Source organism: Aeromonas sp. FDAARGOS 1406 (genome assembly GCF_019048565.1).
Lineage (GTDB): Bacteria > Pseudomonadota > Gammaproteobacteria > Enterobacterales > Aeromonadaceae > Aeromonas > Aeromonas caviae.
Genome location: NZ_CP077378.1, coordinates 1,449,114 through 1,473,637, shown reverse-complemented (window position 1 = coordinate 1,473,637; position 24,524 = coordinate 1,449,114). Strand labels below are relative to the sequence as shown.

Sequence of the window (24,524 nt, the reverse complement as noted above, 5' to 3'; positions counted from 1 at the left end):
CCGATGGGCCAAGTCATGACCGCACGTGCGGCCGTCACCGAATCGTCGTCAGGGATCCCAGCATGATACAGACCCCCTTGATTAGCACTCTCCCCCAGGCGCCTTCTGCCGATGGCAGCGCCACCCTGCTGGCTCCCACCGTGGGGGGCGAAGGGGGTGTGCAGCCGTCAGGCGAGGGCAAGGCCGCCTTCTCGCAAGCTATGGCCATGGCCCAGCTGATGGGCAAGGCGCCAGCCAGTCAGGGAAATCCAGCGCTCCAGGGGCCCGCCGAGGGCGCCCGGGAGGGGCTTGCCCCGGCTGCCAAATCTTTGGCGTCTGACGAGCCCGCCACCGAGTCCGCGTCTTCCTCGAAGGGGGCGGACGACGAGGGGGAGCTGCCTCCCGACGACTTCCTGCAACAGTTGCAAGCCTCCCTGCGCCAGGATGTGAGCCTGGTGGTGCCCCCGACATCGCCCGCCCTGGCCGGTGAGGCAGCGGCGCCTGTGGACGGCAACCCCTTGCCGCCTGGCGCCGCTGCGCCTGGGATGGCAGAGGGGGTGGGAATTGCAGAGGACGTGGGGATGGCAGAGGGCGTGGAGGCGGCAGAGGGGAGCGCCTTCCTGCCGCAGATGACGCCAGAGCGTCAGCAGGAAGGGAACAAAACGAAGGCAGCTCCCGGTGCGGCCCAAGGCGCCAGCGCCGTGCCAAGCGGTCAGGGGGCTCTGCCGCAGGGAGCGGAAGAGCCCCCCTTGGCCGATGACACTGCCGTGGCCGACCAGGGCGGAGCGACCCGCCAGCCCATGGCAGGCAAGGGAGCGGAGCCGGGTGCCAAGGGGGCCGAGCCCCCTCTCTCGGGTCAGGAGCGTGCCGCCCTGCTCGCCAAAGTGGTGGCCGGAGAAAACGCCCAGGCTCCCACTGTCACCCGGGCTGACTCATCGCAAGAGGCACGGGTGAGCGATCCCCTGGCGTCGGCCGGACAGGGGGCAACCGCTTCCCGTGCCGCCAGCGCCTATGGCGATGGAGTGATCCGGACGGTGGCGCAGGGGCCGGCCCCTGCGGCCACACCGGAGTCCGCCCCGCCCGCGACGGCAGCAGGGGCAGAGAAGGAGGCCCCTGTCGCCGGTGAGGCCAGACAGGCCGAGGCCGCGAGCGGGCAGGGAGCCCGTGCAGGGGCCGAGCCTGTAGCGAATGCAGGGAGCAGCCAGCCCGTGACGACGGAGGACCCGGCCCCAGTCCAGGCGGCGCCGCAGATCCTGGCCCGTCACGAATCCCAGGGGGCACAGGCCCCCCTGACGGCCCTCTCGGCGGGCCTGGACCAGATGGAGAGCGCCCCCGTGGTGGCCGCCGGCGCGGCCGTGTCGGTTAAGCCCGCGGTGGACAAGTCCCGGCTCGATGAGCTGGGCAAACAGTCGGGGATGGAGGTCAAGGGCAGTGAACCCGCCGAGGGGAGCCAGCCTTTGCATCAGGCACAGAGCCAGGTCGGCGAGAACAGACCGCTGGCCGAGGCGACCGTCAGACGGGAGCCTCAGAGCCTGCCCCACCTCAAGCTGGCGACCCCTGAGGCCCCCGAGCAGCTGCACCACAAGGTGAACCTGATGCTGGCGGACAAGCTGCAGCAGGCGGAGATCCAGCTAGACCCCCTGGGGCTTGGCAAGATGAAGATCCAAATCCAGATGGATGCCTCCAGCCAGGCCAGCGTGCACTTCGTGGTGCAGCATGGCCAGACCCGTGAGATGCTGGAGCAGGCCATGCCGCGCCTGCGCGACATGCTGGCAGGGCAGGGGATCCAGCTCGGCCAGACCGTGGTGCAGCAACAGGCGCAGCAGCAAGCCTTCCAGCAGCAGGGGCAGTCATCCTCCCAGGGTCAGTCCGGTTTCGGTGACCAGGGGCGACAGGGGGGAAATGGCGGTGGCAGCGATGGCAGAGAGGCCGAGGGGAGCGCTCGCAACCTCACGCTGCTGGTGGAATCGGCAAACGATGCCGGAATCGATTTCTATGCTTGATGCATTCTTAAGTAAGTTTATGATACCGAACAAGTTTGAGACTAGGGTGGACAAGGGATGGCAGACGATAACGAACTGACGCTGAAGGATCCGGCGGCAGGCAAGAAAAAGAAGCTGATCATGATAGTCGCCCTGGCCGTCGTGCTCCTTGGCGGGGGCGGCGCCGGCGCCTGGTTCATGCTCGCCGGTGGGGATGAGCCCGCTGCCGAAAAGAGCGAGGCCAAGCCGGAGGCGAACACGCCCCAGCCCTCGCTCTATGTGGGCATGCCCCGTCCCTTCGTGTTCAACGTGGCGGGAGGCCAGCGGGATCGGCTGGTGCAGATCAAGATCCAGCTGATGGTGCGCGGCACCGCCGACGAAACCCTGGCCAAACAGAACATTCCCCTGATCGAAGGCACCTTGCTGCGGGTCTTCAGCTCGGCGACCGCCGAACAGCTGATGACCTTCGAGGGCAAGGAGAAGCTGCGTCAGGATTCGCTGGAAGAGTGCCGCCGGGTGCTGAACGACCTGGTCTCTTCTCCCGTAATCGAACAAGTGCTGTTTACCGGCTTTGTCATGCAATGAAAGGTGAAGCGTGAGCGATCTGTTAAGTCAGGACGAGATTGATGCCCTGCTGCACGGCGTCGACGATGTCGAGGAGGAGGAGCTGGGAGCTGCCGGGGATCCCGGTATCGCCCAGTTCGACTTCTCCTCCCAGGACCGCATCGTCCGCGGCCGCATGCCGACCCTGGAGCTGGTGAACGAACGGTTTGCCCGCCACATGCGCATCAGCCTGTTCAACATGATGCGGCGCACCGCCGAGGTCTCCATCAACGGCGTGCAGATGCTCAAGTTCGGCGAATATGTCCACACCCTGTTCGTGCCCACCAGCCTGAACATGGTGCGTTTCCGCCCCCTCAAGGGGACGGCGCTCATCACCATGGAGGCGCGGCTCGTCTTCATCCTGGTGGAGAACTTCTTTGGCGGTGATGGCCGCTACCACGCCAAGATCGAGGGGCGGGAATTCACCCCCACCGAGCGGCGCATCATCCAGATGCTGCTCAAGCTGGTGTTCGAGGACTACAAGGATGCCTGGGCACCGGTGATGGACGTGGGCTTTGAATACCTTGACTCCGAAGTGAACCCTGCCATGGCGAACATCGTCAGCCCCACCGAGGTGATCGTGGTGAGCTCCTTCCACATCGAGCTGGACGGCGGTGGCGGCGACTTCCACGTGGCCATGCCCTACTCCATGCTGGAACCCATCCGCGAACTGCTGGATGCGGGGGTGCAGAGCGACAAGGGGGATACCGACGTGCGCTGGAGCAAGGCCCTGCGCGACGAGATCATGGACGTCAAGGTGGAGCTCAAGGCCAAGCTGCTGGAGACCGAGCTCTCCTTGCGTGAGCTGATGGAGCTCAGACCCGGGGACATCATCCCGGTGGAGATGCCGGAGAACCTGCTGGTGTTCGTGGAGGACTTGCCCACTTTCCACGCCAAGATGGGGCGCACCAAGGAGAACGTGGCGCTCAAGATCACCGACAAAATCAAGCGCCCTGACGGGGTCAAGACAGAGATGCATCTGGTGACCCGCGGGGGCGTGCGCATTGATGGCGAAGCCGAGCTGGAAGAGCTCGAGCGAAGCATCTCTGACAAACACCCTGATTGATCCTCCCCCAGGGGAGGTGTTGCAACACTGAGGAATTGAAGATGAGCGGAACCGATGACGAGCAGGATTTGATGGCTGACGCCTGGGCGGCCGCACTGGAGGAGCAGGTCACGGCCGAAGCCAAGCCTGCCCCCCTGGAGGAGTTGAAGGACGAAGCCCCCATCAGCGCCGAAGAGCGGCGCAAGCTGGACACCATTCTGGACATCCCGGTGACCATCGCCATGGAAGTGGGCCGCAGCCAGATCAGCATTCGCAACCTGCTGCAACTGAACCAGGGCTCGGTGGTGGAGCTGGATCGGGTGGCGGGTGAGCCCCTGGACGTGCTGGTCAACGGCACCCTGATCGCCCACGGCGAGGTGGTGGTGGTGAACGACAAGTTCGGTATCCGCCTCACCGACGTCATCAGTCAGATTGAAAGGATCAAGAAGCTCAAATGATCCGTGTGCTCCCGTTGTGGCTGTTTTCCCTGCCTGCCCTGGCCAACCCGGGGGTAGGGGCCAATCCCCCCAGCCTCACCTCCTGGCTGCTCTCCAGCCTGATGGTGATCGGCCTCATTCTGGTGCTCGGCTTCCTGCTCAAGAAGAGCAAGCTCTCCCAGGTGATGGGAGGGGGCCAGATGAAGGTCATCGCCACCCTGCCCCTTGGCTACAAGGAGAAGCTGATGGTGGTCAAGGTGGGCGGCCAGCAGCTGCTGGTCGGGGTGACGCCGCAGCAGGTCAACTTCCTCTATCGCCTGGAGGAGCCGCTGGACGAGAGCCAGCCCCAGGCGTTCTCCGAGCAATTGGGCAAACTGATGGGCAAGCATGAAAAACGTTAACTGGACCCGGTGGCTGGCACTGCTCTCCCTGGTGCTCTCGCCCCTGGCGATGGCCCAGGACGGCATGTCGGCACTCACCGTCAAGACCATGGCGGATGGCAGTCAGGAGTACAGCCTGACCCTGCAGGTGCTGGCGCTGATGACCGCGCTCTCCTTCCTGCCGGCCATGGTGATCATGATGACCTCCTTCACCCGGATCATCGTGGTGCTCGGCATCCTGCGCCAGGCCATCGGTCTGCAGCAGAGCCCCTCCAACCAGGTGCTGATCGGCATCGCCCTCTTCATGTCGTTTTTCATCATGTCGCCGGTGCTGGATCGCATCAACAACGAGGCGCTGCAGCCCTATCTGGCCGAGACCATCGGGGCCAAGGAGGCCCTGGAGAAGGCGGAGCTGCCCATTCACCAGTTCATGCTGGCCCAGACCCGGGTCAAGGATCTCAATACTTTCATGGAGATAGCGAACGTGCAGGTGGCCGAGCCTGCGGACGTGCCGCTACGGGTGTTGATCCCGGCCTTTGTCACCAGCGAGCTCAAGACCGCCTTCCAGATAGGCTTCATGTTGTTTCTGCCTTTCCTGGTCATCGATCTGGTGGTCGCCAGTATCCTGATGGCCATGGGGATGATGATGCTCTCCCCCATGCTGGTCTCCCTGCCGTTCAAGCTGATGCTGTTCGTCATGGTGGATGGCTGGAACCTCATTCTGGGTTCCCTGGCCACCAGCTTCGGGCTGGGCTCGGGTGGTTAGGGGAGGGCAGACCCTCCCCCTGGCTCTCCCCTTCACTTGGGGAGGGCGCGAGGCCTCTCTTTCTCTCGAAGGAGGAGGCCAGGAGGATGCGGCCCTGGGCAAACCCATCACAAGGAGCGAGCAATGAGTCCTGAAACCTTCGTCGACGTCTTTCGCGAGGCGCTTTGGCTGGTGACCATCATGGTGTGCGCCGTGATCCTGCCGAGCCTGATGGTGGGGTTGGTGGTCGCCATCTTCCAGGCCGCCACCTCCATCAACGAACAGACCTTGAGCTTCCTGCCCCGTCTGGTGGTCACCCTGCTGGCCCTGGGAGCGGGGGCTCACTGGGGATTGCAGAGTCTGATGGACTTCTTCCAGCTGATGGTGAGCCAGATCCCCGAGGTGGTGGGCTGATGCCAGCCAAGGGCCACCCTTTCGCTCTGGCAGACCGGTGCCTGCGTCCTCCCGTTGGCCTGCCCCTGCCGGGAGTGTTGCTGTCATGACCTACACCACGGCGCTCATCATGGAGTGGCTCTCCTCCATCCTCTGGCCCCTGGCCCGGGTGAGCAGTCTCCTGATGGTGATGGCGGTCTTCGGCAGCCGGCTCGCCCCCGCCCATATCCGTATCGGCCTGGCGCTGGCGATCACCCTCATCATCGCCCCCCTGCTGCCCCCGATGCCGAAGATCGAGCTCTTCTCTCTCGGCAGCTTTCTGGTGCTGGGGCAGCAACTGCTCATCGGCATTGCGCTCGGCCTCATGACCCAGTTCCTGCTGGAGACCTTCGTGATGGCGGGTCAGGTCATCGCCATGCAGACCAGCCTGGGCTTTGCCACTCTGGTGGATCCCATGAACGGCCAGTCGGCTCCCGTGGTGGGTCAGTTCTACCTGATGCTGGCGACCCTGGTGTTTCTCGCGGTGGACGGCCACCTGCTGATGCTGCGCATGGTGGTGCTGAGTTTCGAAACCCTGCCGGTATCTGACAGCGGGCTCACCCTGCCTGCCATCCGCAGCCTGGTGAGCTTTCTCGGGGTCATGTATCAGGCTTCTCTGGTGATGGCGCTCTCGGCCATCATCGCCCTGCTGCTGATCAACTTCGCGTTCGGGGTGATGACCCGTGCGGCCCCCCAGCTCAACATCTTCAGCATCGGCTTTGCGGTGAGCATGATGTCGGGCCTGTTCATCCTCTGGCTCACCATCGGTGGCTTCATGGGGCACTTCGACGCGCTCTGGGAGCGGGTGCAGGAGACCAGCTGCGAGCTCATCAACGTCCAGTGCTTCGGGGGCCAGCATGACTGAGGCCCTCCCGGTTGCGGCCCTTTTGCCGCCACTCTGGCGGGCCGCCAGTCGGCTGATGCCGGCAGGAGGCCAGCATGGCTGATACCGATCAGGAACGCACAGAACAACCCACGGGCAAACGACTGCAACAAGCCCGGGAAAAAGGGCAGATTGCACGTTCCAAGGAGCTGGGTACCGCCAGCGTCCTGCTGGCGACCGTGTTCGGCCTCCTGATGATCAAGGAGAGTCTGGCAGGGGCCATGATCAAGGTGCTCACCATGGGCTTTACCCTGGACCGGGACCAGGCGTTCGACCCCAATGCCATGGGAGCCATGGTGCCCGCCCTGCTGGGGGAGCTGATCCAGCCTCTGGGGCTGCTGTTCATGCTGGTGATCATCGCCGCCTTCGTCGGCAACACCCTGCTCGGCGGGATGAACTTCTCCTCCGAGGCCATGCTGCCCAAGTGGAGCAAGCTGAGCCCCCTGAGCGGCATCAAAAGGATGTTTGGGGTGCAATCTCTGGTGGAACTTGTCAAATCCATCGCAAAAGTGGTGTTTATCAGTCTGTTCGCCTGGTGGATGCTGTCGAGCCAGTTCAACCATCTGCTGAATCTCTCTCTTGAGGGCTTTCCCGGCGGCATCGTCGATGCCCTGGACCTGCTGCTCTGGATGCTGATCATCCTCTGCTGCGCCCTGATCCCCATTGTCGCCATCGATGTGCCGTTCCAGAGCTGGAACCACAATCGCCAGCTCAAGATGACCAAGCAGGAGATCAAGGACGAGTTCAAGGACAGCGAAGGCAAGCCCGAGGTCAAGGGGCGGATACGCCAGTTGCAGATGCAGATGGCCATGCGCCGCATGATGGGGGATGTCCCCAAGGCCGATGTGATCATCACCAACCCGACCCACTACTCGGTGGCGCTCAAATACGATGCGGGCAAGCCGGGGGCTGCGCCCAAGGTACTGGCCAAGGGGGTCGACGAGGTGGCGATGAAGATCCGGGAGATCGGGCGCGAATACGACATCCCCGTCATGTCCTCCCCGCCGCTCACCCGGGCCCTTTACCACGCCACCGAGATTGGCCAGGAGATCCCGGAGGGGCTCTTCGCCGCCGTCGCCCAGGTGCTGGCCTATGTCTATCAGCTCAAGAAGTTCCGCCGTGGCCGCGGCCGGCGCCCGACCCCCATCGCCAAGGATCTGCCCATTCCCCCCGAGTTTCGCAAATAACGCAGTGGAGGCAGCCTGATCCCAGGTGCTCTCCCTTGTGCCCCGTGTTTCGCAAATAAAGCGGCCACCATCCGATCTCTCTCTTGTGTCGCAAACAAGGCCGCTATCTCCTTGTCGAGGCGCGTCGCCTCGCCCCATGGCCTGGGCTGGCCTTTGGCCTGCTTGGTGAAGGCAGCTTCCCCCCTGTCACCATTCCCCGTGACGCCAACGACGGACTTCTGACAGCGTTAAAATAAAAACCATATAAATCAATATATTGAATCCTTGGCTTGATATTTGCTTTAATCCGCTATTGGCAGTTTATCATTGAGATGCACGATGGGATTCAAAGCGGGACTGGGCCGTTTCAAAGAGTACAAGTGGCTGCTCAGCAGAGGGGTAGGGACGCCGCTGCTGGTATTGGCCTCTCTGGGGATGGTGGTACTCCCCATCCCGCCCCTGATGCTGGATATCCTCTTCTCCTTCAACATCGCCCTCTCCATCGTGGTGCTGCTGGTGGCGGTCTATACCCGCCGCCCCCTGGAATTTGCCGCCTTCCCCACCGTCTTGCTGATCGCAACCCTGCTGCGGCTCGCCCTCAACGTCGCCTCCACCCGGGTGGTGTTGCTGGAAGGCCACAACGGCAGCGCGGCGGCAGGCCACGTGATCGAGGCGTTCGGCAACGTGGTGATCGGCGGCAACTATGCCGTGGGCATCATCGTCTTCATGATCCTGGTGATCATCAACTTCGTGGTGGTCACCAAGGGTGCGGGCCGGATCTCCGAGGTGAGCGCCCGCTTCACCCTTGACGCTATGCCAGGCAAGCAGATGGCCATCGATGCGGACCTGAACGCCGGTCTCATCAATCAGGAAGAGGCCAAGAAGCGCCGTCAGGACGTGACTCAGGAAGCGGACTTCTACGGCTCCATGGACGGTGCCTCCAAATTCGTGAAAGGGGATGCCATCGCCGGCATCATGATCCTCTTCATCAACATCATCGGCGGCTTCATCATCGGCATGATGCAGCACCAGCTCACCTTCGGCGAAGCGGCCCAAGTCTATACCCTGCTCGCCATCGGTGACGGTCTGGTCGCCCAGATCCCCTCGCTCCTGCTCTCCATTGCCGCGGCCATCATCGTTACCCGTCAGAATACCGACCAGGACATGGGGACAGCGGTACTCGGCCAACTGTTCGAAAATCCCAAGGCGCTGGTGATCTCCGCCGGCATCCTGCTGATGATGGGCAGCGTACCCGGCATGCCGCACCTGGCTTTCCTGAGCCTGGGGGCGGTGGCGGCGGCGGGCGCCTGGTGGCTGCTGCGCCGCGAGAAGCAGAACAAGGCGAAGGCGGCGAGCGGCGAACTCATGCCGGCCCAGGGGGATGCCCCGGTGGAGCAGAAGGATCTCAGCTGGGACGACGTCATGCCGGTGGACATCATCGGCCTGGAGGTGGGTTATCAGCTGATACCTCTGGTGGACAAGAATCAGGGGGGCGAGCTGCTCAACCGGATCAAGGGGGTGCGCAAGAAGCTCTCCCAGGAGCTGGGCTTTCTGGTGCCTGCCGTCCACATTCGCGACAACCTGGATCTTGCCCCCAACCAGTACCGCATCACCCTGATGGGCGTGAGCACGGGGGAAGCCACCGTCTATCACGACAAGGAGATGGCCATCAACCCGGGGCAGGTGTTCGGCCAGATCCACGGTATCGCCACCCAGGACCCGGCGTTCGGGCTGGAGGCGGTCTGGGTCGCCAAGGAGCAGGTCTCCCAGGCCCAGACCCTTGGCTACACCGTGGTCGATGCGGCCACCGTGGTGGCTACCCACCTGAGCCAGATCCTCTCCAACCATGCGGCGCTGCTGCTGGGTCATGACGAGGTGCAACAACTGCTCGACATGATAGGGAAGCATCAGAGCAAGCTGGTGGAAGGACTGGTTCCCGAGGTGATCAGCATGGGCAACCTGGTGAAGGTATTGCAGAATTTGCTCAATGAAGGCGTGCCAATTCGCGATATGCGCACTATCCTGCAGACCCTCGTGGAATATGCGCCCCGCAGCCCGGACCCGGAAGTGCTGACCGCAGCCTGCCGGATAGCCCTGCGCAGATTGATTGTGCAGGAGATTGCCGGCCCCGAGCCCGAGCTGCCGGTGATCACCTTGTCACCAGAACTGGAACGTATATTGCATCAATCCCTGCAAGCAGGTGGGGGAGATGGCGCCGGTATCGAACCGGGACTGGCGGAGCGGATGCAACGCTCCCTGGTGGAAGCCACTCAACGACAAGAACTGGAAGGCCAGCCGGCCGTGCTTCTGACATCGGGGATATTGCGCAATACCCTGGCGAAATTTGTCAAGAATGCCATTCCTGGATTACGCGTGCTGTCCTATCAGGAAGTGCCTGACGACAAGCAGATCCGCATCGTCAGTGCGGTGGGACAGGGCTAGTTAGCGGAGATGACGGGTGAAGATTAAGCGGTTTTTTGCCAAAGACATGCGCACGGCGCTGGCCGAGGTCAAGGAGACTCTCGGACCCGATGCCGTCATCATGTCCAACAAAAAGGTCACCGGTGGGGTGGAGATAGTCGCGGCCGTCGATTATCAATCCCAGGTACCGGGGCCCAAAGACGCGCCGGTTCGCCGTCAGTTGAATGAAGAGAGCGTCAATATCTCGTCTGCGGGCAAACAGATGACGAGGTCGGCGCCACCCAAGGAACAGAACGAATACTACGCCGATACCCTGGCGGCCCTGCTGGCACGCCAGCAGAAGCTCAATCCGGCCAACCCGGCGGGTGGCAATGGCGCCCCGGGATCATGGTCTGGCAGCGGAGCGGGCAACGGTCAGCCAGCCTCGGCCTCCTGGCCCGCCAATGGCGCTGCCGGCACCCAGTCCGCCGGACTGGCGGGCGCGGCCAGTGCTCCCAGAACCCTGGCCGAACAGGGCCAGTGGGGCGCCGCTCCCGAGCCCGCCAAGCCCAAGGCCCGTCCTGCCGCCGCCCCGCGCCAGGCCCAGTCCGCCCAGCGGGATCAGGAGATGGAGGGGATGCGCAAGGAGATGGCCAGCATCCGCAAGCTGCTGGAGCACCAGATCTCCGGCCTGATGTGGCAGGAGGTGGAGCGCCGTGAACCCATGCGCGCCCTGCTCATCAAGGAACTCAAGAAGATGGGGTTCGACGACGCCTTTGCCGATCAGCTGGCGGGCCTCATCCCCGAAGACATGCCGATCCATCAGGCCATGGCCCAGCTGGCCGAGGTGCTGACGGCCCAGCTCAAGATCAGCGAGGACGAGATCCTGCGTCAGGGGGGGGCGGTGGCCCTGCTCGGACCGACCGGGGTGGGCAAGACTACCACCATCGCCAAGCTGGCGGCCCGCTTTGCCATGAAGTATGGCGCCGAGCAGGTGGCGCTCATTACCACGGACAACTACCGGATCGGTGCCCACGAACAGTTGCAGACCTATGGTCGCATCATGGGTTGCCCGGTGCGCCAGGTGCGGGACGCCGAAGAGCTGGCCAGTGCCCTCTATCAGTTCCGCCATCGCCGGCTGGTGCTCATCGACACCGCCGGGGTGGGTCAGCGGGATATCCGCCTGACCGAACAGCTCGACACTCTGGTGAAGAATGCCAAGGTGCGTATCCGCAGTTATCTGGTCATGTCGGCCACCTCCCAGCGACGTGTGATGCAGGAGGCGGTGGATCACTTCCGGCGCATTCCGCTCTCCGGCTGCATTCTGACCAAGCTCGATGAGAGCCTGAATCTGGGTGAAGTGATCAACGTGTGCATTCAAAACGCCCTGCCCATCAGTTACATCACCGACGGGCAACGGGTGCCGGAAGATATTCAAGTTGCCAACGCGGCGCTGCTGGTCGGTGCCGCCATGGGGTCGCTGGAACGGGAAGCAGAAGATCCCTATTTCTGGGGATCGGGTTTTGGCGAATCCGAAGATTCGGAGTTTTATGAGTAACATGTATATGGATCAGGCGAGTGGTCTGCGCAAAATGCGTCAAAACAATCGAGTGAAAGTGATCGCCGTGTCCGGAGGCAAGGGGGGCGTCGGCAAGACCAACGTGACCCTGAACGTGGCGGGAGCCATGGCCGCCCAGGGCAAGCGGGTGTTGGTGCTGGACGCCGACCTTGGCCTGGCCAACGTCGACGTCATGCTGGGGCTGAGGGTGCATCGCAACCTCTCCCATGTGCTGGCCGGGGAGTGCACCATAGACGACATCATCGTCGAGGGGCCCTACGGCATGATGATAGTGCCGGCCACCTCGGGCACTCAGTCCATGGTCGAGCTCTCCCCGGTACAACATGCCGAGCTCATCCGCGCCTTCAGCGAGATGAAGACCCAGGTGGACGTGTTGCTGGTGGACACGGCGGCGGGGATCTCCGACATGGTGCTGAGTTTCACCCGTGCAGCCCAGGACATCATGGTGGTGGTGTGCGATGAACCCACCTCCATCACGGATGCCTACGCGCTCATCAAGATCCTCTCCAAGGATCACGGTGTGTTCCGCTTCAAGGTGGTGGCCAACATGGTCCGCTCCCTGCGCGAGGGGCAGGAGCTGTTCGCCAAGCTGACCCGGGTCACCGACCGCTTCCTGGATACCTCCCTGGAGCTGGTGGCCTGCGTGCCTTACGACACCAACCTGCGGGCCGCGGTGCGCAAGCAGAAACTGATAGTTGAGGCGTTTCCAAAATCCCCTGCCGCCCTGGCATTTCGTGCCCTGGCGAACAAGGCGGCGAGCTGGCCCATCCCGAATCAACCGGGGGGCCACCTCGAATTTTTCCTGGAAAACTTGTTGCAAAAGCCGGTCATAACACAGGAAGACTCCCGTGAATAAAGCCCAAGCATACTTGCGTCATCAGGATTCCTACGTGCTGGTCGAGCGACACGCTCCGCTGGTCAAGCGGATTGCCCAGCATTTATTGGCTCGCCTGCCAAGCAGTGTCTTGCTGGATGACCTGATCCAGGCAGGTATGATTGGGCTGCTCGAAGCTTCCCGCAACTTTGACGGCAGCAAGGGCGCCAGCTTTGAAACCTATGCCGGCATCCGCATCCGTGGTGCCATGCTCGACGAGATCCGCCGCGGAGACTGGGTGCCCCGCTCGGTGCACCGCAACAGCCGTGCCATCGCAGAAGCGATCGAGAACGTGGAGCAGGCCCATGGCCGGGATGCCAGAGACACCGAGGTGGCCGCCAATATGGGGGTGTCCCTCGGGGAGTACCATGCCATGCTGCAGGATGTCTCCTGCGGCAAGATCATCGGCATCGAGGATCTGGGGGTCAGCGAGGATGTCATCGGTCATCCCGATGACGGCAACGGTCAGGGAGGATTCGACGATCTGGCGGCTGAACGCTTCCAGGGGGCTCTGGCCGAGCACATCGCCCGCCTGCCGGAGCGGGAGGCGCTGGTGCTCTCCCTTTATTACGATGAAGAGCTGAATCTGCGCGAGATCGGTGAAGTATTGAGTGTGAGTGAGTCTCGGGTGAGCCAGATTCATAGTCAGGCCATGCACAGGCTGCGCGCCCGTTTGCGAGATTGGAATTTATAAGTGGTTGTACTGGCTACACTGGAGCACAACTCTAAGGCATAATCCGCACCATAAAACCTGCGATCTGCATCATGTAAGTGAGCCGTCTTGGCGGCTATTTAGGAGGAACTTTGGACAAGAACATGAAAATCCTCATCGTCGATGACTTTTCAACGATGCGCCGGATTATCAAGAACTTGCTGCGTGACCTGGGATACAACAATACCCATGAAGCAGACGATGGCAACACGGCGTTGCCGATGCTGAAAAATGGCGACTTCCAGTTCGTGGTCACCGACTGGAACATGCCCGGTATGCAGGGCATCGACCTGCTCAAGGCGATTCGCCTCGACGACAAGCTCAAGCACCTGCCGGTTCTGATGGTGACTGCCGAAGCCAAACGCGAGCAGATCATCGAAGCCGCCCAGGCCGGGGTCAATGGCTATATCGTCAAGCCGTTCACCGCTGCCACCCTCAAAGAGAAGCTCGACAAAATCTTTGAACGTATCGGCTAAGGAGCGGCAGGGATGAAGGCCAAAACGAGTGCCATGATCTCGCTTGACCAGGCAAGGATGCTGGTTGCCCACCTGGAGCGGGAAGAGTTTGAACAGGCCGATACCATCCTCGCCGATGTGTGCGCCCCCAACGCGGCGGCCCTGTTTGACAAGGTGGGGCAGCTGACCCGCCAATTGCACAATTCATTGCAGGATTTTCGCCTGGATCCCAGGATCCCCGACCTGGCCACCCATGAGATCCCGGATGCCCGGGAGCGTCTGAGCTATGTCATCGACATGACGGACAAGGCGGCCAATCGCACCATGGATGCGGTCGAGGCAAGCCTTCCCATCGCCGATCGACTCAACGACAACATTCAGCTGGTCATGCCCAACTGGAATGCCCTGATGAGCCGGGATCTCGAGCTGGGTCAATTCAAGGCGCTGTGCCATCAACTGAATGATTTTATTAAGGCTTCTGAGACGGATGCCGATAAGTTACGACAACTGCTGACGGAAATTCTGATGGCTCAGGATTTCCAGGACCTGACCGGTCAGATGATCCGCAAGGTGATCAAACTGGTGCAGGAAGTTGAAACGAAGTTGATAGAGATGCTGACCATGTTCGGTGAGGGCGTTAGCGACAATTCGGCACGTAGCCTGCCAGTGAGCGGCATCGAGGCGGAAGGTCCCATCATGAACCCGCAGACCCGCTCAGATGTGGTCAATGGTCAAGATGATGTGGACGATCTGCTGTCTAGCCTGGGATTCTAATGGAGTGACGCATGGCCTTCGAAGTTGATGAAGACATACTGCAAGACTTTTTGGTCGAAGCATCAGAAATATTGGAACAGTTGTCTGAACAACTGGTCGACTTGGAAAAGCGGCCCGATGACAAGAACCTGTTGAACGCCATCTTCCGCGGCTTCCACACCGTCAAGGGGGGAGCGGGCTTCCTCTCCCTCACCGAACTGGTGGATGTCTGTCACGGTGCCGAGAACCTGTTCGACATGCTGCGCAACGGCAAGCGGACCCTCAGTGCTGAGCTGATGGATGTCATCTTGCAGGCGCTGGATGCCATCAACGTCATGTTTGCCCAGGTCCAGAACCGCGAAGAGATAAGCCCCGCTTCTCCCGATCTGCTGCACGATCTGCACGAGCTGTGCAAGCCGGAAGGGCAGGAGCAGCTGCGTACCGCCAGCGTGGCGGCCCAGCCAGCACCCGAGCCTGAGCCCGAACCCGCACCAGAACCCGAGGTCATCGCCGAGGTGGCGCCTGTCGCCGTCAATGGCGGTGGCTCCATCGACGAGATCTCTGCCGACGAATTTGAACGCCTGCTCGATGAGCTGCACGGTGTCGGCAAAGCGCCGACGGTCTCCGCCGCCCCCGTGCTGAGCGGGTCAGGTGACATCACAGACGACGAATTCGAAGCCCTGCTCGACCAGCTCCATGGTCAGGGCCAGCACGGTGGTGCCCCCGATCTGGCACCTTTGCAGTCGGTCCAGAAAGAGGTGGACGAGCTCATCGACGACGATGAGTTCGAGCGCCTGCTGGATGAACTGCACGGCCGTGGGCAGGGGCCCCAGCACAGTCTGGCGTCTGCTCCTGCGCCCGCTCCCGAACCCAAGGCTCCGGCACACGCTGCCCCCGCAGCCCCGGTGACGCCGCCCAAGGCGCCGGTGGCCGCCAAACCTGCGCTGGCAGAGCCCCCAGCGCCAGCCAGGGCCGCCCCTGCCAAGCAGGCGGCTCCCGCCGAGAGCAACGCAGTACAGAGCGATACCACGGTGCGGGTGGATACCAAGACCCTGGACGTCATCATGAACATGGTGGGCGAACTGGTGCTGGTGAGAAACCGCCTGGTGAGCCTCGGCATCGCCAGCAATGACGAAGAGATGTCCAAGGCTGTCGCGAACCTCGACGTCGTGACCGCCGATCTGCAGGGCGCGGTCATGAAGACCCGCATGCAGCCTATCAAGAAAGTATTCGGCCGCTTCCCGCGCGTGGTGCGCGATCTGGCTCGTACCCTCAAGAAGGAGATCGAGCTGGTGATGGTGGGTGAGGACACGGATCTGGACAAGAACCTGGTGGAGGCCCTGGCCGACCCCCTGGTTCACCTGGTGCGCAACTCCTGCGACCATGGCGTCGAGATGCCGGACGTGCGCGAGAAGGCGGGCAAGCCCCGTCAGGGCACCATCACCCTGAGCGCCTCCCAGCAAGGGGACCACATTCTGCTCTGCATCGAGGATGACGGCGCAGGGATGGACCCGGAGAAGCTCAAGTCCATCGCCATCAGCCGTGGCGTGCTCGATGCTGACAGCGCGGCGCGCATGAGCGACAACGATGCCTACAACCTGATCTTCGCCCCCGGCTTCTCCACCAAGTCGGAGATCTCCGACATCTCCGGCCGTGGAGTAGGCATGGACGTGGTGAAGACCAGCATCGTCAGCCTCAATGGCTCGGTGCACATCGATTCCACCTGGGGCAAGGGCACCCGTCTCGAGATCAAGGTTCCCCTGACCCTGGCCATTCTGCCGACCCTGATGGTGGAGGTGGGTCAACAGACCTTCGCCCTGCCCCTCGGTTGCGTGAATGAAATTTTCCACCTGGATCTGAAAAAGGCCAACGTGGTGGATGGCCAGCTCACCATCATCGTCCGTGACAAGGCGATTCCGCTGTTCTACCTGCACAAGTGGCTGGTACGCGGTGCCGGCAAGACGGCCCGCCAGGACCAGGGCCACGTGGTCATCGTCCAGATAGGGACCCAGCAGGTGGGCTTCGTGGTAGACAACCTCATCGGTCAGGAAGAGGTGGTGATAAAGCCCCTGGACAACCTGCTGCAAGGTACCCCCGGCATGGCCGGCGCCACCATTACCAGCGACGGCGGTATCGCCCTCATTCTAGATGTGCCCAGCCTGCTCAAGGCCTATGCCCGTCGCCACTGAGCGCCAGGCTCAAGGAGTTAAAAGAATAACAATGGCAGTCAAGGTATTAGTGGTCGACGATTCGAGTTTCTTCCGCCGTCGGGTCAGCGAAATCATCAATCAGGATCCCCTGATGACGGTGATCGACACGGCTCAGAACGGGCGGGAGGCGGTAGACAAGGCGCAGCAGTTGCGGCCCGATGTCATTACCATGGACATTGAAATGCCGGTGCTCGACGGCATCAGCGCCGTGCGCGAGATCATGGCCAAGTGTCCGACCCCCATCCTGATGTTCTCCTCCCTGACTCACGAGGGAGCCAAGGCAACCCTGGATGCGCTGGATGCGGGCGCCCTCGATTTTCTGCCCAAGAAGTTTGAAGACATCGCCCGCGACAAGGACGAAGCCGTGAACCTGCTGCAGCAGCGGGTCAAGGAGATCGCTCGCAAACGCTTCCTGATGGCGACCCGGCCCCGTGCCCCCGAGCCTGCCGTCCGGCCCGCCGTCACGGGGACCCTGAATCGCCCCTTGGCCGAACGCCAGCCCGAGCCTGTGCGGGCAGCGGCGGCTCCCGCCGCGTTCAAGCGCAGTGGCAAGAGTTACCAGCTGGTTGCCATCGGTACCTCCACCGGCGGGCCAGTGGCACTGCAGAACGTGCTGACCAAGCTGCCGGGAGATTTCCCTCATCCCATTCTGCTGATCCAGCACATGCCGGCCACCTTCACCGCTGCCTTTGCCGCCCGCCTCAACGGGCTGTGCCAGATAGGTGTCAAGGAGGCGCAGGACGGCGACGTGCTCAAGCCGGGTCAGGCCTATCTTGCCCCCGGTGGCAAGCAGATGCTGCTGGAAGGGCGCGGGCCCGGTGCCCGTCTTCGTATCATCGATGGCAATGACAAGGTCAACTACAAACCCTGTGTGGACATCACCTTCGCCTCCGCCGCCAAGACCTATGGCGACAAGGTGCTGGCCATCGTACTGACCGGCATGGGGGCGGATGGCCGCGACGGTGCCCGTCTGCTCAAGGAGCAGGGGGCGACTATCTGGGCGCAGGATGAAGCCTCCTGCGTGGTCTATGGCATGCCCCAGGCTGTTGCCAAAGCGGGCATAGCAAGCGAATCCCTGCCGCTGGATCGAGTGGCCCAGCGCATTCTGGTCGAGTTGGGTCGCTGACCATGGGCATGCTCGGCCTGGTGCTGGCGCTGGGGGCCGTCGCCATCGCCCAGTGGTGGCATGGCGGGAGCCTGCTGACCCTGCTGGATGGCCCGGCCTTTGTCATCGTCGTCGGGGGAACCTGGGGGGCGGTGATCTTGCAGACTCCCCGCAGGTACCTGCTCAGTGCCCTGAGGCAGGCAACCTGGATGCTGTTTCCGCCGCAGCTGGATCTTGCGGAGCAGGCCGAGCGCCTGAAGGCGTGGGCCCAGTTCGCCCGCCAGCAAGGCTTGCTGGCGCTGGAAAACCAGGCCGAGGCCGAGCCCGATCCCTTCACCCGCCAGGGGCTTTCCATGATTGTGGATGGCGTCTCCATCGAGGATATCCGCAGCCTGCTGGAGGCGGATATCGACATCGAGCAGGAGCGCAACGAGCACTCGGCCAGGGTGTTCGAGTCCATGGGGGGGTACAGTCCCACCATCGGCATCATCGGGGCCGTGATTGGCCTCATCCAGGCCATGTTTCATCTGGAGGAGCCAGGCACCCTGGGGGCGGGCATTGCCGTGGCCTTCGTCGCCACCATCTACGGGGTGGGCTTTGCCAACTTGCTCTATCTGCCGATTGCGAATCGGTTGCGCGCCTTCCACTACCATTACGGCCTCTATCAGGAGATGACCCTGGAGGGGCTTCTGGCCATCGCCCACGGGGAGAACGGCCCGCAGGTTGAAAGGCGGTTACGGGCTTATCTGAAAGGGGAGTAGCCATGCGCAAGCGCTATCGTTTGCACCTGCAAGGGCGAGAGCATCTCGATCGCTGGCTGGTCTCCTATGCCGATTACATGACGCTCATCTTCGCCCTTTTCGTGGTGCTCTACTCCGTTGCCATCGTCAACAAGGAGGAGTACCGCGCCGTCATCGAGGGCATGACCCAGGCCTTCAACCAGGCGCCGCGCAGCGATGGCCTGCTGGAAGGGCGGGGTAATTCCTTGCTGGACAACCCGGTCTCGGCCGCCCCCAGCCTGCTGGAGAGCCAGGCCTCTGCGTCCCCCTCGCGTGCCCCCATCACGGGTACGCCCGTCTCGCAAGATGGCACGGCTCTTGCGCAGATCGACATGCAGATCCAGGAGTCCATGGGCGCCCTGGTCGATGCAGGGGTGGTGAAGCTTGCGCAGGATGACAACTGGCTGACGGTGGAGCTGAGTTCAGGTCTCCTGTTCAACAGTGGCAGCGCTTTTCTGGGGAGCAATGCCGCCCCTGTGCTCGATACGCTTTCAGGTATTCTCAAACCGGTCGATAACTATGTCAGGGTGCGGGGCTACACGGATAACCAACCGATAAACAACGAAATTTTCCGCTCCAACTGGACATTGTCAGCGGCCCGCGCCGAGGCAGTGCTCAATGCCCTGGTGGGCAAAGGGGTGGCTCCCGGTCGGCTCGCCTACGAGGCGTACGGAGAGTTTTCCCCCTTCGTCGACAATGGCACCGAGCAGGGACGATTACAGAATCGCAAGGTGGTGGTCGCCATATCCAGGTTCGCCTGGGTGCCGCCAGCCCCCGTCAAACCGCTGACGGTGGCACCGGTGCAGGACGCACCGCAGAGTGTCGACAGTGAAAAGATCAGGGTGATCGCGCTGCCCGGTGGGGGCATACGCATAACAACAAGGCAGGATTGATACAGTGATTGTTTGGACGGTTGCCAATCAGAAAGGTGGAGTCGGTAAAACCACCACGGTCGTCTCCCTGGCGGGCATTCTGGCCCAGCGTGGCCAGCGGGTACTGCTGATCGACACCGACCCCCACGCCTCCCTGACCTCCTATCTCGATTTCGACTCGGACAGGCTGGAAGGCACCCTGTACGAGTTGTTCCAGGCGGCCAAACCCAGCGCCGAGCTGGTCAACCGGATGACCCTCAAGACCCGATTCGAGAACATCAGCCTGCTGCCCGCCTCGATTACCCTGGCCACGCTGGATCGGGTGATGGGCAACCGGGAAGGGATGGGGCTGGTGCTCAAGCGCGCTCTGCTGCGGGTGCAGGATCAGTTCGACTACGTGCTCATCGACTGTCCGCCGGTGCTGGGGGTCATGATGGTGAACGCGCTGGCGGCCTGCGATCGCATCCTGGTGCCGGTGCAGACCGAATTCCTGGCCCTCAAGGGGCTGGAGCGGATGATGAAGACCTTCGAGATCATGCAGCGCTCCAAGCGGGAGAAGTTCCGCTACACCATCATTCCGACCATGTTTGACAAGCGTACCCGTGCCTCCCTGATGACATTGCAGTCCATCAAGGAGCAGTATGGGGAGGCGGTGTGGAATGCGGTCATTCCCATCGACACCAAATTCAGGGATGCCAGTCTGGTGCACATTCCTCCCTCCATCTATGCACCGGGCAGCCGGGGCACCTATGCCTATGAGACCCTGCTCAACCATCTCGACGCGCTGGAGCGTCAACGGATCCAGGAGGTGATGCCGTGAGAGAGACCACCCAGGTTCGGGCCATGGACGACTATTTCCACTCCCTGCTGCTGGACGATGCCCTGCTGCGGGAAGATCCCGAAGACGAAGCACCGGCCCCAGCGTTGCAACGTCAGACCGTCGCCGTGCCGGAGGTGGCTGCCACCCCCTATCTTGAAGCCGATACCCGACTGGCCCAGCTGAGCGAGCTGCTTGCCCAGGTGGGACAGGTCCAGTTCGAGATGGATGCCCTGAGCCACGAAGAGGTGCATGTCGAGCCATTCCAGCTCGAGGCGGAGGTGGTTGACAGTGAGCCTCTGGTCGCCCTGGCAGAGCCGGTGGTGGAAGCCGTGGTGGAGGAGGTCGAGCCCGTCGCCCTCGCGGTGGCAGAACCCGCACCCGCCCTCGGAGCGGTGCCCGCACCGTCGACCTGGGAGAACCTGGATACCGGCAACGAGTTTCAGGCGCTCTTCTTCGATGTGGCCGGGGTGACGTTTGCGGTGCCTCTGACCGAGTTGGGGGGCATCCATCAACTGGGGGAGGTGACCTCTCTCTTCGGCCAACCGGGCTGGTACAAGGGGATCATGACCTCCCGCGAGCAGAAGATGAACGTGGTGGACACGGCCCAGTGGGTCATGCCGGGCCAGCATCTGGAGATGGACGATTACAAATATCTGATTATGCTGGGAGAATCACCCTGGGGATTGGCCTGTCACCAGTTGAAGGGCACAGAACTGCTGCACCGGGACCAGGTGAAGTGGCGCCATCAGGAGGGCAAGCGCCCCTGGTTGGCCGGCATGGTCAAGGAGAAGATGTGTGCCCTGCTGCACGTCAGGGAGCTCTTGCTGCTGCTTGGCCGGGGCGTGAACATCGAAGGCCGCTGACAACGTCGGCATCGCCATGGTTTTATTGCTAATTTTACCCGTTGACGGGTTCATACAAGGATCAAGAAGATGACAGAGAAGCGCAATATTGCACAGAATCTGGCCGAAGACGAAGTGCTGCAGTGGGTGACCTTCCAGTTGGAAAACGAGACCTATGGCATCAACGTGATGCAGGTTCAGGAAGTGTTGCGCTACACCGAGATCGCTCCGGTCCCGGGTGCACCTGACTACGTGCTGGGCATCATCAACCTGCGTGGCAACGTGGTGACCGTCATCGATACCCGCTCCCGTTTCGGCCTGCCGGCCGGGGACGTGAGCGAGAACTCCCGCATCGTCATCATCGAGGCGGAGAAGCAGGTGATCGGCATCATGGTGGACAGCGTGGCCGAGGTGGTCTATCTGCGCTCCTCCGAGATCGATGCCGCCCCGGCGGTAGGCACCGAGGAGAGCGCCAAGTTCATCCAGGGCGTCAGCAACCGTGACGGCCAACTGCTGATCCTGGTGGATCTCAACAAGCTGCTCTCCGACGAAGAGTGGGAAGACATTGGTTCCCTGTAACAGGGACGGGAACGTGCGGACGGGGGCGATGGCACCTGTCCGCCTCCCTGTGACGGTAAGGTGATGGTTTGATGATTGAATTTGCAGCCTTGGGGTTGTCCTTGCTCGCACTGGTGCTGGCCCTTTACGGGATCCTGGGGCACCGTCGTCGCCAGCGAGAGTCCGAGGCCAGGGTGGAAGCGCTGCAGGGGCAGCTCGAGAGTCTGCGCAAGCAGATGATGGAGTTGCACACGGGCGCCATCGGCATGGGCCAGCGTCTGCAAGCCGCAGAAGGGGCCATGCAGAAGATCCACGACAGCCAGCAGGAGCTGACGTTGCAGGATCCGGAGCGCCGCCTCTACAGCCGCGCCGCCAAGATGGTGGAGCTTGGTGCCGATCTGGACGAGGTGATGAGCGAGTGCGAGTTGCCCCAGGCGGAAGCGGAGCTGCTTATTTCCTTGCGAAAGGGACGCAGCTGACGGATGTGTCGCGGGGAGGCCGGTGCCTCCCCGCTTTCTGTTCGGCCCGTGGCCACTTCTTTCTCGATGCCGGGACGGTGATAATCCTTTGGCATCAATCTCTTTGGTGGAGGCGCGATCTTCCCCACAAATCCTGTTGATTATTGGCATCTTTGAAAAGACGCCTCCGGATCCTGTGTTAAGATGCAGGCCGCCTCATTTTCAACGATTACATCCCCATGCTGCTTCAAGCGAACAATCTGAGCTGCGTGCGTGAAGATCGCACCCTGTTTGAACATCTCTCCTTCGCGGTGCGTGCCGGGGATTTGATGCAGATTGAGGGTCCCAACGGGGTGGGCAAGACCAGCCTGTTGCGCCTGCTCACCGGCCTCTCCCAGCCCTTTGCTGGCGAGGTGTGCTGGAATGGGGAGAATATCCGCCATTGCCGGGATGAATACCACGCCAGCCTGCTTTACCTGGGCCATCAGCCCGGCGTCAAGGCGACCCTGACCCCCCTTGAGAATCTCTCCTTCTACCAGAAGCTTCATGGCCCTGCCGGGGACGGCGTGGATCTCTGGCGGGTGCTGGCCCAGGTCGGCCTCGCCGGTTTCGAAGACTATCCCGCGGGGCAGCTCTCCGCCGGGCAGCAGCGACGGGTGGCGCTGGCCAGGTTGTGGCTGAGCGAGCGACCGGCGCTCTGGATCCTGGACGAGCCCTTCACCGCCATCGACAAGCAGGGGGTCAGGGTGCTGGAGCAGTTGTTCCTCGCCCACGCGGACAGGGGGGGCATGGTGGTCCTTACGACCCACCAGGATCTGACCCTGATGCAGGGACGGCTCAAGACCCTCTCTCTGACCTCGCTGTTGCAGGAGTAGCCCATGCTGCGCGCCGTCATACACCTTATTCACCGCGAGTTGCTGATGGCCCTGCGCCAGCGCGCCGACATCTTCAACCCGCTCTGGTTCTTCCTCATCGTCATCACCCTGTTTCCATTGGGGATCGGGCCCGAGCCCCAGTTGCTGGCCCGCATCGCTCCCGGCATCATCTGGGTGGCGGCCCTGCTGGCGGCCATGCTCTCCCTGGAGCGGCTGTTTCGTGACGACTTCAGCGACGGCGCCCTGGAGCAGATGATGCTGATGCCCCATCCCCTGGGGTTGCTGGCCCTGGCCAAAGTGATCGCTCACTGGTTGCTGACCGGTCTGCCGCTGTTGCTGGTCTCCCCCTTGCTCGCCATCCTGCTCTCCCTGGAGCTGAAGACCTATCTGGCCGTGGTGGCCACCCTGGCGCTCGGTACGCCGGTGCTGAGCCTGCTCGGGGCGGTCGGAGTAGCGCTGACCGCAGGGCTGCGCAAGGGGGGCGTGCTGCTCAGCCTGTTGCTGCTGCCGCTCTATATTCCGGTGCTTATCTTCGCCACGTCCGCCATCGACGCGGCGAGCATGGGACTGCCCTATGCCGGCCAGCTCGCCATCCTGGGGGCCATGCTGGTGGGGGCATTGACCCTGACGCCCCTGGCTATCTCGGCGGCGCTGCGGGTGAGTGTCAACTGATTGATTTGGTGAAAAGATTTTCGTTTGAAGCCTTGTTAGGGGCGAGATAGTTGAGATAGATCAAGGGGATGGCTGCTTATTGCTTTCGGGGGATATGATGTTTTTCCCCCATGGGTATGGTAGCCCTCGCCACTTAAAAATTAATAACTGAAAGGTTTCGTGAGCTATGTGGAAATGGTTGCACCCTTATGCCAAACCCGAGCGCGCCTATGGGCTGGCCGGCACCCTGCTGCCCTGGTTTGCCGTGACAAGCCTGCTTGCCTTCATCATCGGCACCGTCTGGGGGCTGGCTTTTGCACCCGCCGATTACCAGCAGGGCGACTCTTTCAGGATCATCTATATCCATGTGCCTTCCGCCATCCTCTCCATGGGCGCCTACTCCACCATGGCGGTGGCCGCCTTCATTGGCCTGGTGTGGCAACTGCGCATGGCAGACATGACGGTGGCGGCCATCGCCCCGGTGGGGGCCGTCTTCACCTTCATTGCCCTCTTTACCGGCGCCGCCTGGGGCAAACCCATGTGGGGCACCTGGTGGGTGTGGGATGCCCGGCTCACCTCCGAGCTCATCCTGCTGTTCCTCTATCTGGGTGTCATCGCCCTCTACAACGCCTTCAGCGACAAGGTGGTGGCGGGCCGCGCCGCCGGCATCCTGGCGCTGGTCGGGGTGATCAACCTGCCCATCATCCACTACTCGGTGGAGTGGTGGAACACCCTGCACCAGGGGGCCACCATCACCAAGTTTGACAAACCCTCCATCTCCCCCGAGATGCTGTGGCCGCTGCTCATCATGATCCTGGCGTTCGCCGCGTTTCTCGGTGCCCTGACCCTGATGCGTTTTCGCAATGAGCTGCTGATGCGGGAGTGGCACCGCCCCTGGGTCGCCGACATCGCCAGGCAGGAGAAGTAAG

At 62.3% G+C, this 24,524-nt stretch carries 26 protein-coding genes; all 26 read left to right on the top strand.

The window, feature by feature from the left end; genetic code table 11:
- Positions 1–62 precede the first annotated feature (62 nt).
- The gene (locus I6L36_RS06850; protein ID WP_109112488.1) at positions 63–1,982 is read left to right on the top strand and encodes a flagellar hook-length control protein FliK; all 1,920 of its coding nucleotides are present in this window, start codon (positions 63–65) and stop codon (positions 1,980–1,982) included.
- 57 nt (positions 1,983–2,039) lie between these two features.
- The gene (gene fliL, locus I6L36_RS06845) at positions 2,040–2,546 is read left to right on the top strand and encodes a flagellar basal body-associated protein FliL (protein ID WP_010673922.1); all 507 of its coding nucleotides are present in this window, start codon (positions 2,040–2,042) and stop codon (positions 2,544–2,546) included.
- A 10-nt stretch (positions 2,547–2,556) separates the two neighbouring features.
- On the top strand, positions 2,557–3,630 hold the full coding sequence (gene fliM / locus I6L36_RS06840) for a flagellar motor switch protein FliM (protein WP_010673923.1): 1,074 nt from the start codon (positions 2,557–2,559) through the stop codon (positions 3,628–3,630).
- 41 nt (positions 3,631–3,671) lie between these two features.
- Entirely contained in the window at positions 3,672–4,067 is a 396-nt protein-coding gene (fliN, locus tag I6L36_RS06835) for a flagellar motor switch protein FliN (protein WP_010673924.1), read from the top strand.
- Positions 4,064–4,447, top strand: a complete 384-nt coding sequence (gene fliO, locus I6L36_RS06830; RefSeq protein ID WP_010673925.1) for a flagellar biosynthetic protein FliO — start codon at positions 4,064–4,066, stop codon at positions 4,445–4,447. The genes fliN and fliO overlap by 4 nt, the downstream gene beginning before the upstream one ends.
- Entirely contained in the window at positions 4,434–5,192 is a 759-nt protein-coding gene (gene fliP, locus I6L36_RS06825; protein WP_010673926.1) for a flagellar type III secretion system pore protein FliP, read from the top strand. The genes fliO and fliP overlap by 14 nt, the downstream gene beginning before the upstream one ends.
- Positions 5,193–5,315: 123 nt before the next feature.
- On the top strand, positions 5,316–5,585 hold the full coding sequence (gene fliQ / locus I6L36_RS06820; RefSeq protein ID WP_010673927.1) for a flagellar biosynthesis protein FliQ: 270 nt from the start codon (positions 5,316–5,318) through the stop codon (positions 5,583–5,585).
- Between the two features lie 85 nt (positions 5,586–5,670).
- Positions 5,671–6,468: a flagellar biosynthetic protein FliR gene (gene fliR / locus I6L36_RS06815; protein ID WP_010673928.1), complete on the top strand. Its 798-nt coding sequence runs from the start codon at positions 5,671–5,673 to the stop codon at positions 6,466–6,468.
- Positions 6,469–6,542: 74 nt separating this feature from the next.
- Positions 6,543–7,673, top strand: coding sequence for a flagellar biosynthesis protein FlhB (flhB, locus tag I6L36_RS06810; protein WP_041212629.1), 1,131 nt, complete (start codon positions 6,543–6,545; stop codon positions 7,671–7,673).
- A gap of 318 nt (positions 7,674–7,991) precedes the next feature.
- Entirely contained in the window at positions 7,992–10,094 is a 2,103-nt protein-coding gene (gene flhA / locus I6L36_RS06805) for a flagellar biosynthesis protein FlhA (protein ID WP_010673930.1), read from the top strand.
- A 16-nt stretch (positions 10,095–10,110) separates the two neighbouring features.
- Entirely contained in the window at positions 10,111–11,610 is a 1,500-nt protein-coding gene (gene flhF / locus I6L36_RS06800; protein ID WP_045525209.1) for a flagellar biosynthesis protein FlhF, read from the top strand.
- Position 11,611: 1 nt separating this feature from the next.
- On the top strand, positions 11,612–12,487 hold the full coding sequence (locus I6L36_RS06795) for a MinD/ParA family protein (RefSeq protein ID WP_041212631.1): 876 nt from the start codon (positions 11,612–11,614) through the stop codon (positions 12,485–12,487).
- On the top strand, positions 12,480–13,199 hold the full coding sequence (locus I6L36_RS06790) for an RNA polymerase sigma factor FliA (RefSeq protein ID WP_041212632.1): 720 nt from the start codon (positions 12,480–12,482) through the stop codon (positions 13,197–13,199). The genes I6L36_RS06795 and I6L36_RS06790 overlap by 8 nt, the downstream gene beginning before the upstream one ends.
- A gap of 110 nt (positions 13,200–13,309) precedes the next feature.
- Positions 13,310–13,693: a chemotaxis response regulator CheY gene (cheY, locus tag I6L36_RS06785; RefSeq protein ID WP_010673934.1), complete on the top strand. Its 384-nt coding sequence runs from the start codon at positions 13,310–13,312 to the stop codon at positions 13,691–13,693.
- Between the two features lie 12 nt (positions 13,694–13,705).
- Positions 13,706–14,446 (top strand): protein phosphatase CheZ, encoded by a 741-nt coding sequence (locus I6L36_RS06780; protein WP_041212633.1) that lies wholly within the window; start codon positions 13,706–13,708, stop codon positions 14,444–14,446.
- Between the two features lie 11 nt (positions 14,447–14,457).
- Positions 14,458–16,614: a chemotaxis protein CheA gene (locus I6L36_RS06775; protein WP_109112102.1), complete on the top strand. Its 2,157-nt coding sequence runs from the start codon at positions 14,458–14,460 to the stop codon at positions 16,612–16,614.
- A 31-nt stretch (positions 16,615–16,645) separates the two neighbouring features.
- Positions 16,646–17,761, top strand: coding sequence for a chemotaxis response regulator protein-glutamate methylesterase (locus I6L36_RS06770; RefSeq protein WP_109112101.1), 1,116 nt, complete (start codon positions 16,646–16,648; stop codon positions 17,759–17,761).
- Between the two features lie 2 nt (positions 17,762–17,763).
- Positions 17,764–18,501, top strand: a complete 738-nt coding sequence (locus I6L36_RS06765) for a flagellar motor protein (RefSeq protein ID WP_042016381.1) — start codon at positions 17,764–17,766, stop codon at positions 18,499–18,501.
- A 2-nt stretch (positions 18,502–18,503) separates the two neighbouring features.
- Positions 18,504–19,412 carry an OmpA family protein gene (locus I6L36_RS06760; RefSeq protein ID WP_043154490.1) on the top strand — a complete coding sequence of 303 codons (909 nt, stop codon included), beginning with the start codon at positions 18,504–18,506 and terminating at the stop codon, positions 19,410–19,412.
- A gap of 4 nt (positions 19,413–19,416) precedes the next feature.
- Complete coding sequence (locus I6L36_RS06755; RefSeq protein ID WP_109112100.1) at positions 19,417–20,211, top strand: ParA family protein; 795 nt, start codon at positions 19,417–19,419, stop codon at positions 20,209–20,211.
- Entirely contained in the window at positions 20,208–21,074 is an 867-nt protein-coding gene (locus I6L36_RS06750) for a chemotaxis protein CheW (RefSeq protein ID WP_109112099.1), read from the top strand. The genes I6L36_RS06755 and I6L36_RS06750 overlap by 4 nt, the downstream gene beginning before the upstream one ends.
- Positions 21,075–21,143: 69 nt before the next feature.
- A complete protein-coding gene (locus I6L36_RS06745) occupies positions 21,144–21,632 on the top strand; it encodes a chemotaxis protein CheW (protein WP_010673942.1) in 489 nt (162 codons plus the stop codon).
- 71 nt (positions 21,633–21,703) lie between these two features.
- Positions 21,704–22,090: a DUF2802 domain-containing protein gene (locus tag I6L36_RS06740; RefSeq protein WP_010673943.1), complete on the top strand. Its 387-nt coding sequence runs from the start codon at positions 21,704–21,706 to the stop codon at positions 22,088–22,090.
- A gap of 218 nt (positions 22,091–22,308) precedes the next feature.
- Positions 22,309–22,944 carry a cytochrome c biogenesis heme-transporting ATPase CcmA gene (ccmA, locus tag I6L36_RS06735; RefSeq protein ID WP_039039903.1) on the top strand — a complete coding sequence of 212 codons (636 nt, stop codon included), beginning with the start codon at positions 22,309–22,311 and terminating at the stop codon, positions 22,942–22,944.
- A 3-nt stretch (positions 22,945–22,947) separates the two neighbouring features.
- The gene (gene ccmB, locus I6L36_RS06730) at positions 22,948–23,616 is read left to right on the top strand and encodes a heme exporter protein CcmB (protein WP_010673945.1); all 669 of its coding nucleotides are present in this window, start codon (positions 22,948–22,950) and stop codon (positions 23,614–23,616) included.
- 166 nt (positions 23,617–23,782) lie between these two features.
- Complete coding sequence (locus I6L36_RS06725; protein ID WP_010673946.1) at positions 23,783–24,523, top strand: heme ABC transporter permease; 741 nt, start codon at positions 23,783–23,785, stop codon at positions 24,521–24,523.
- Position 24,524 lies beyond the last annotated feature (1 nt).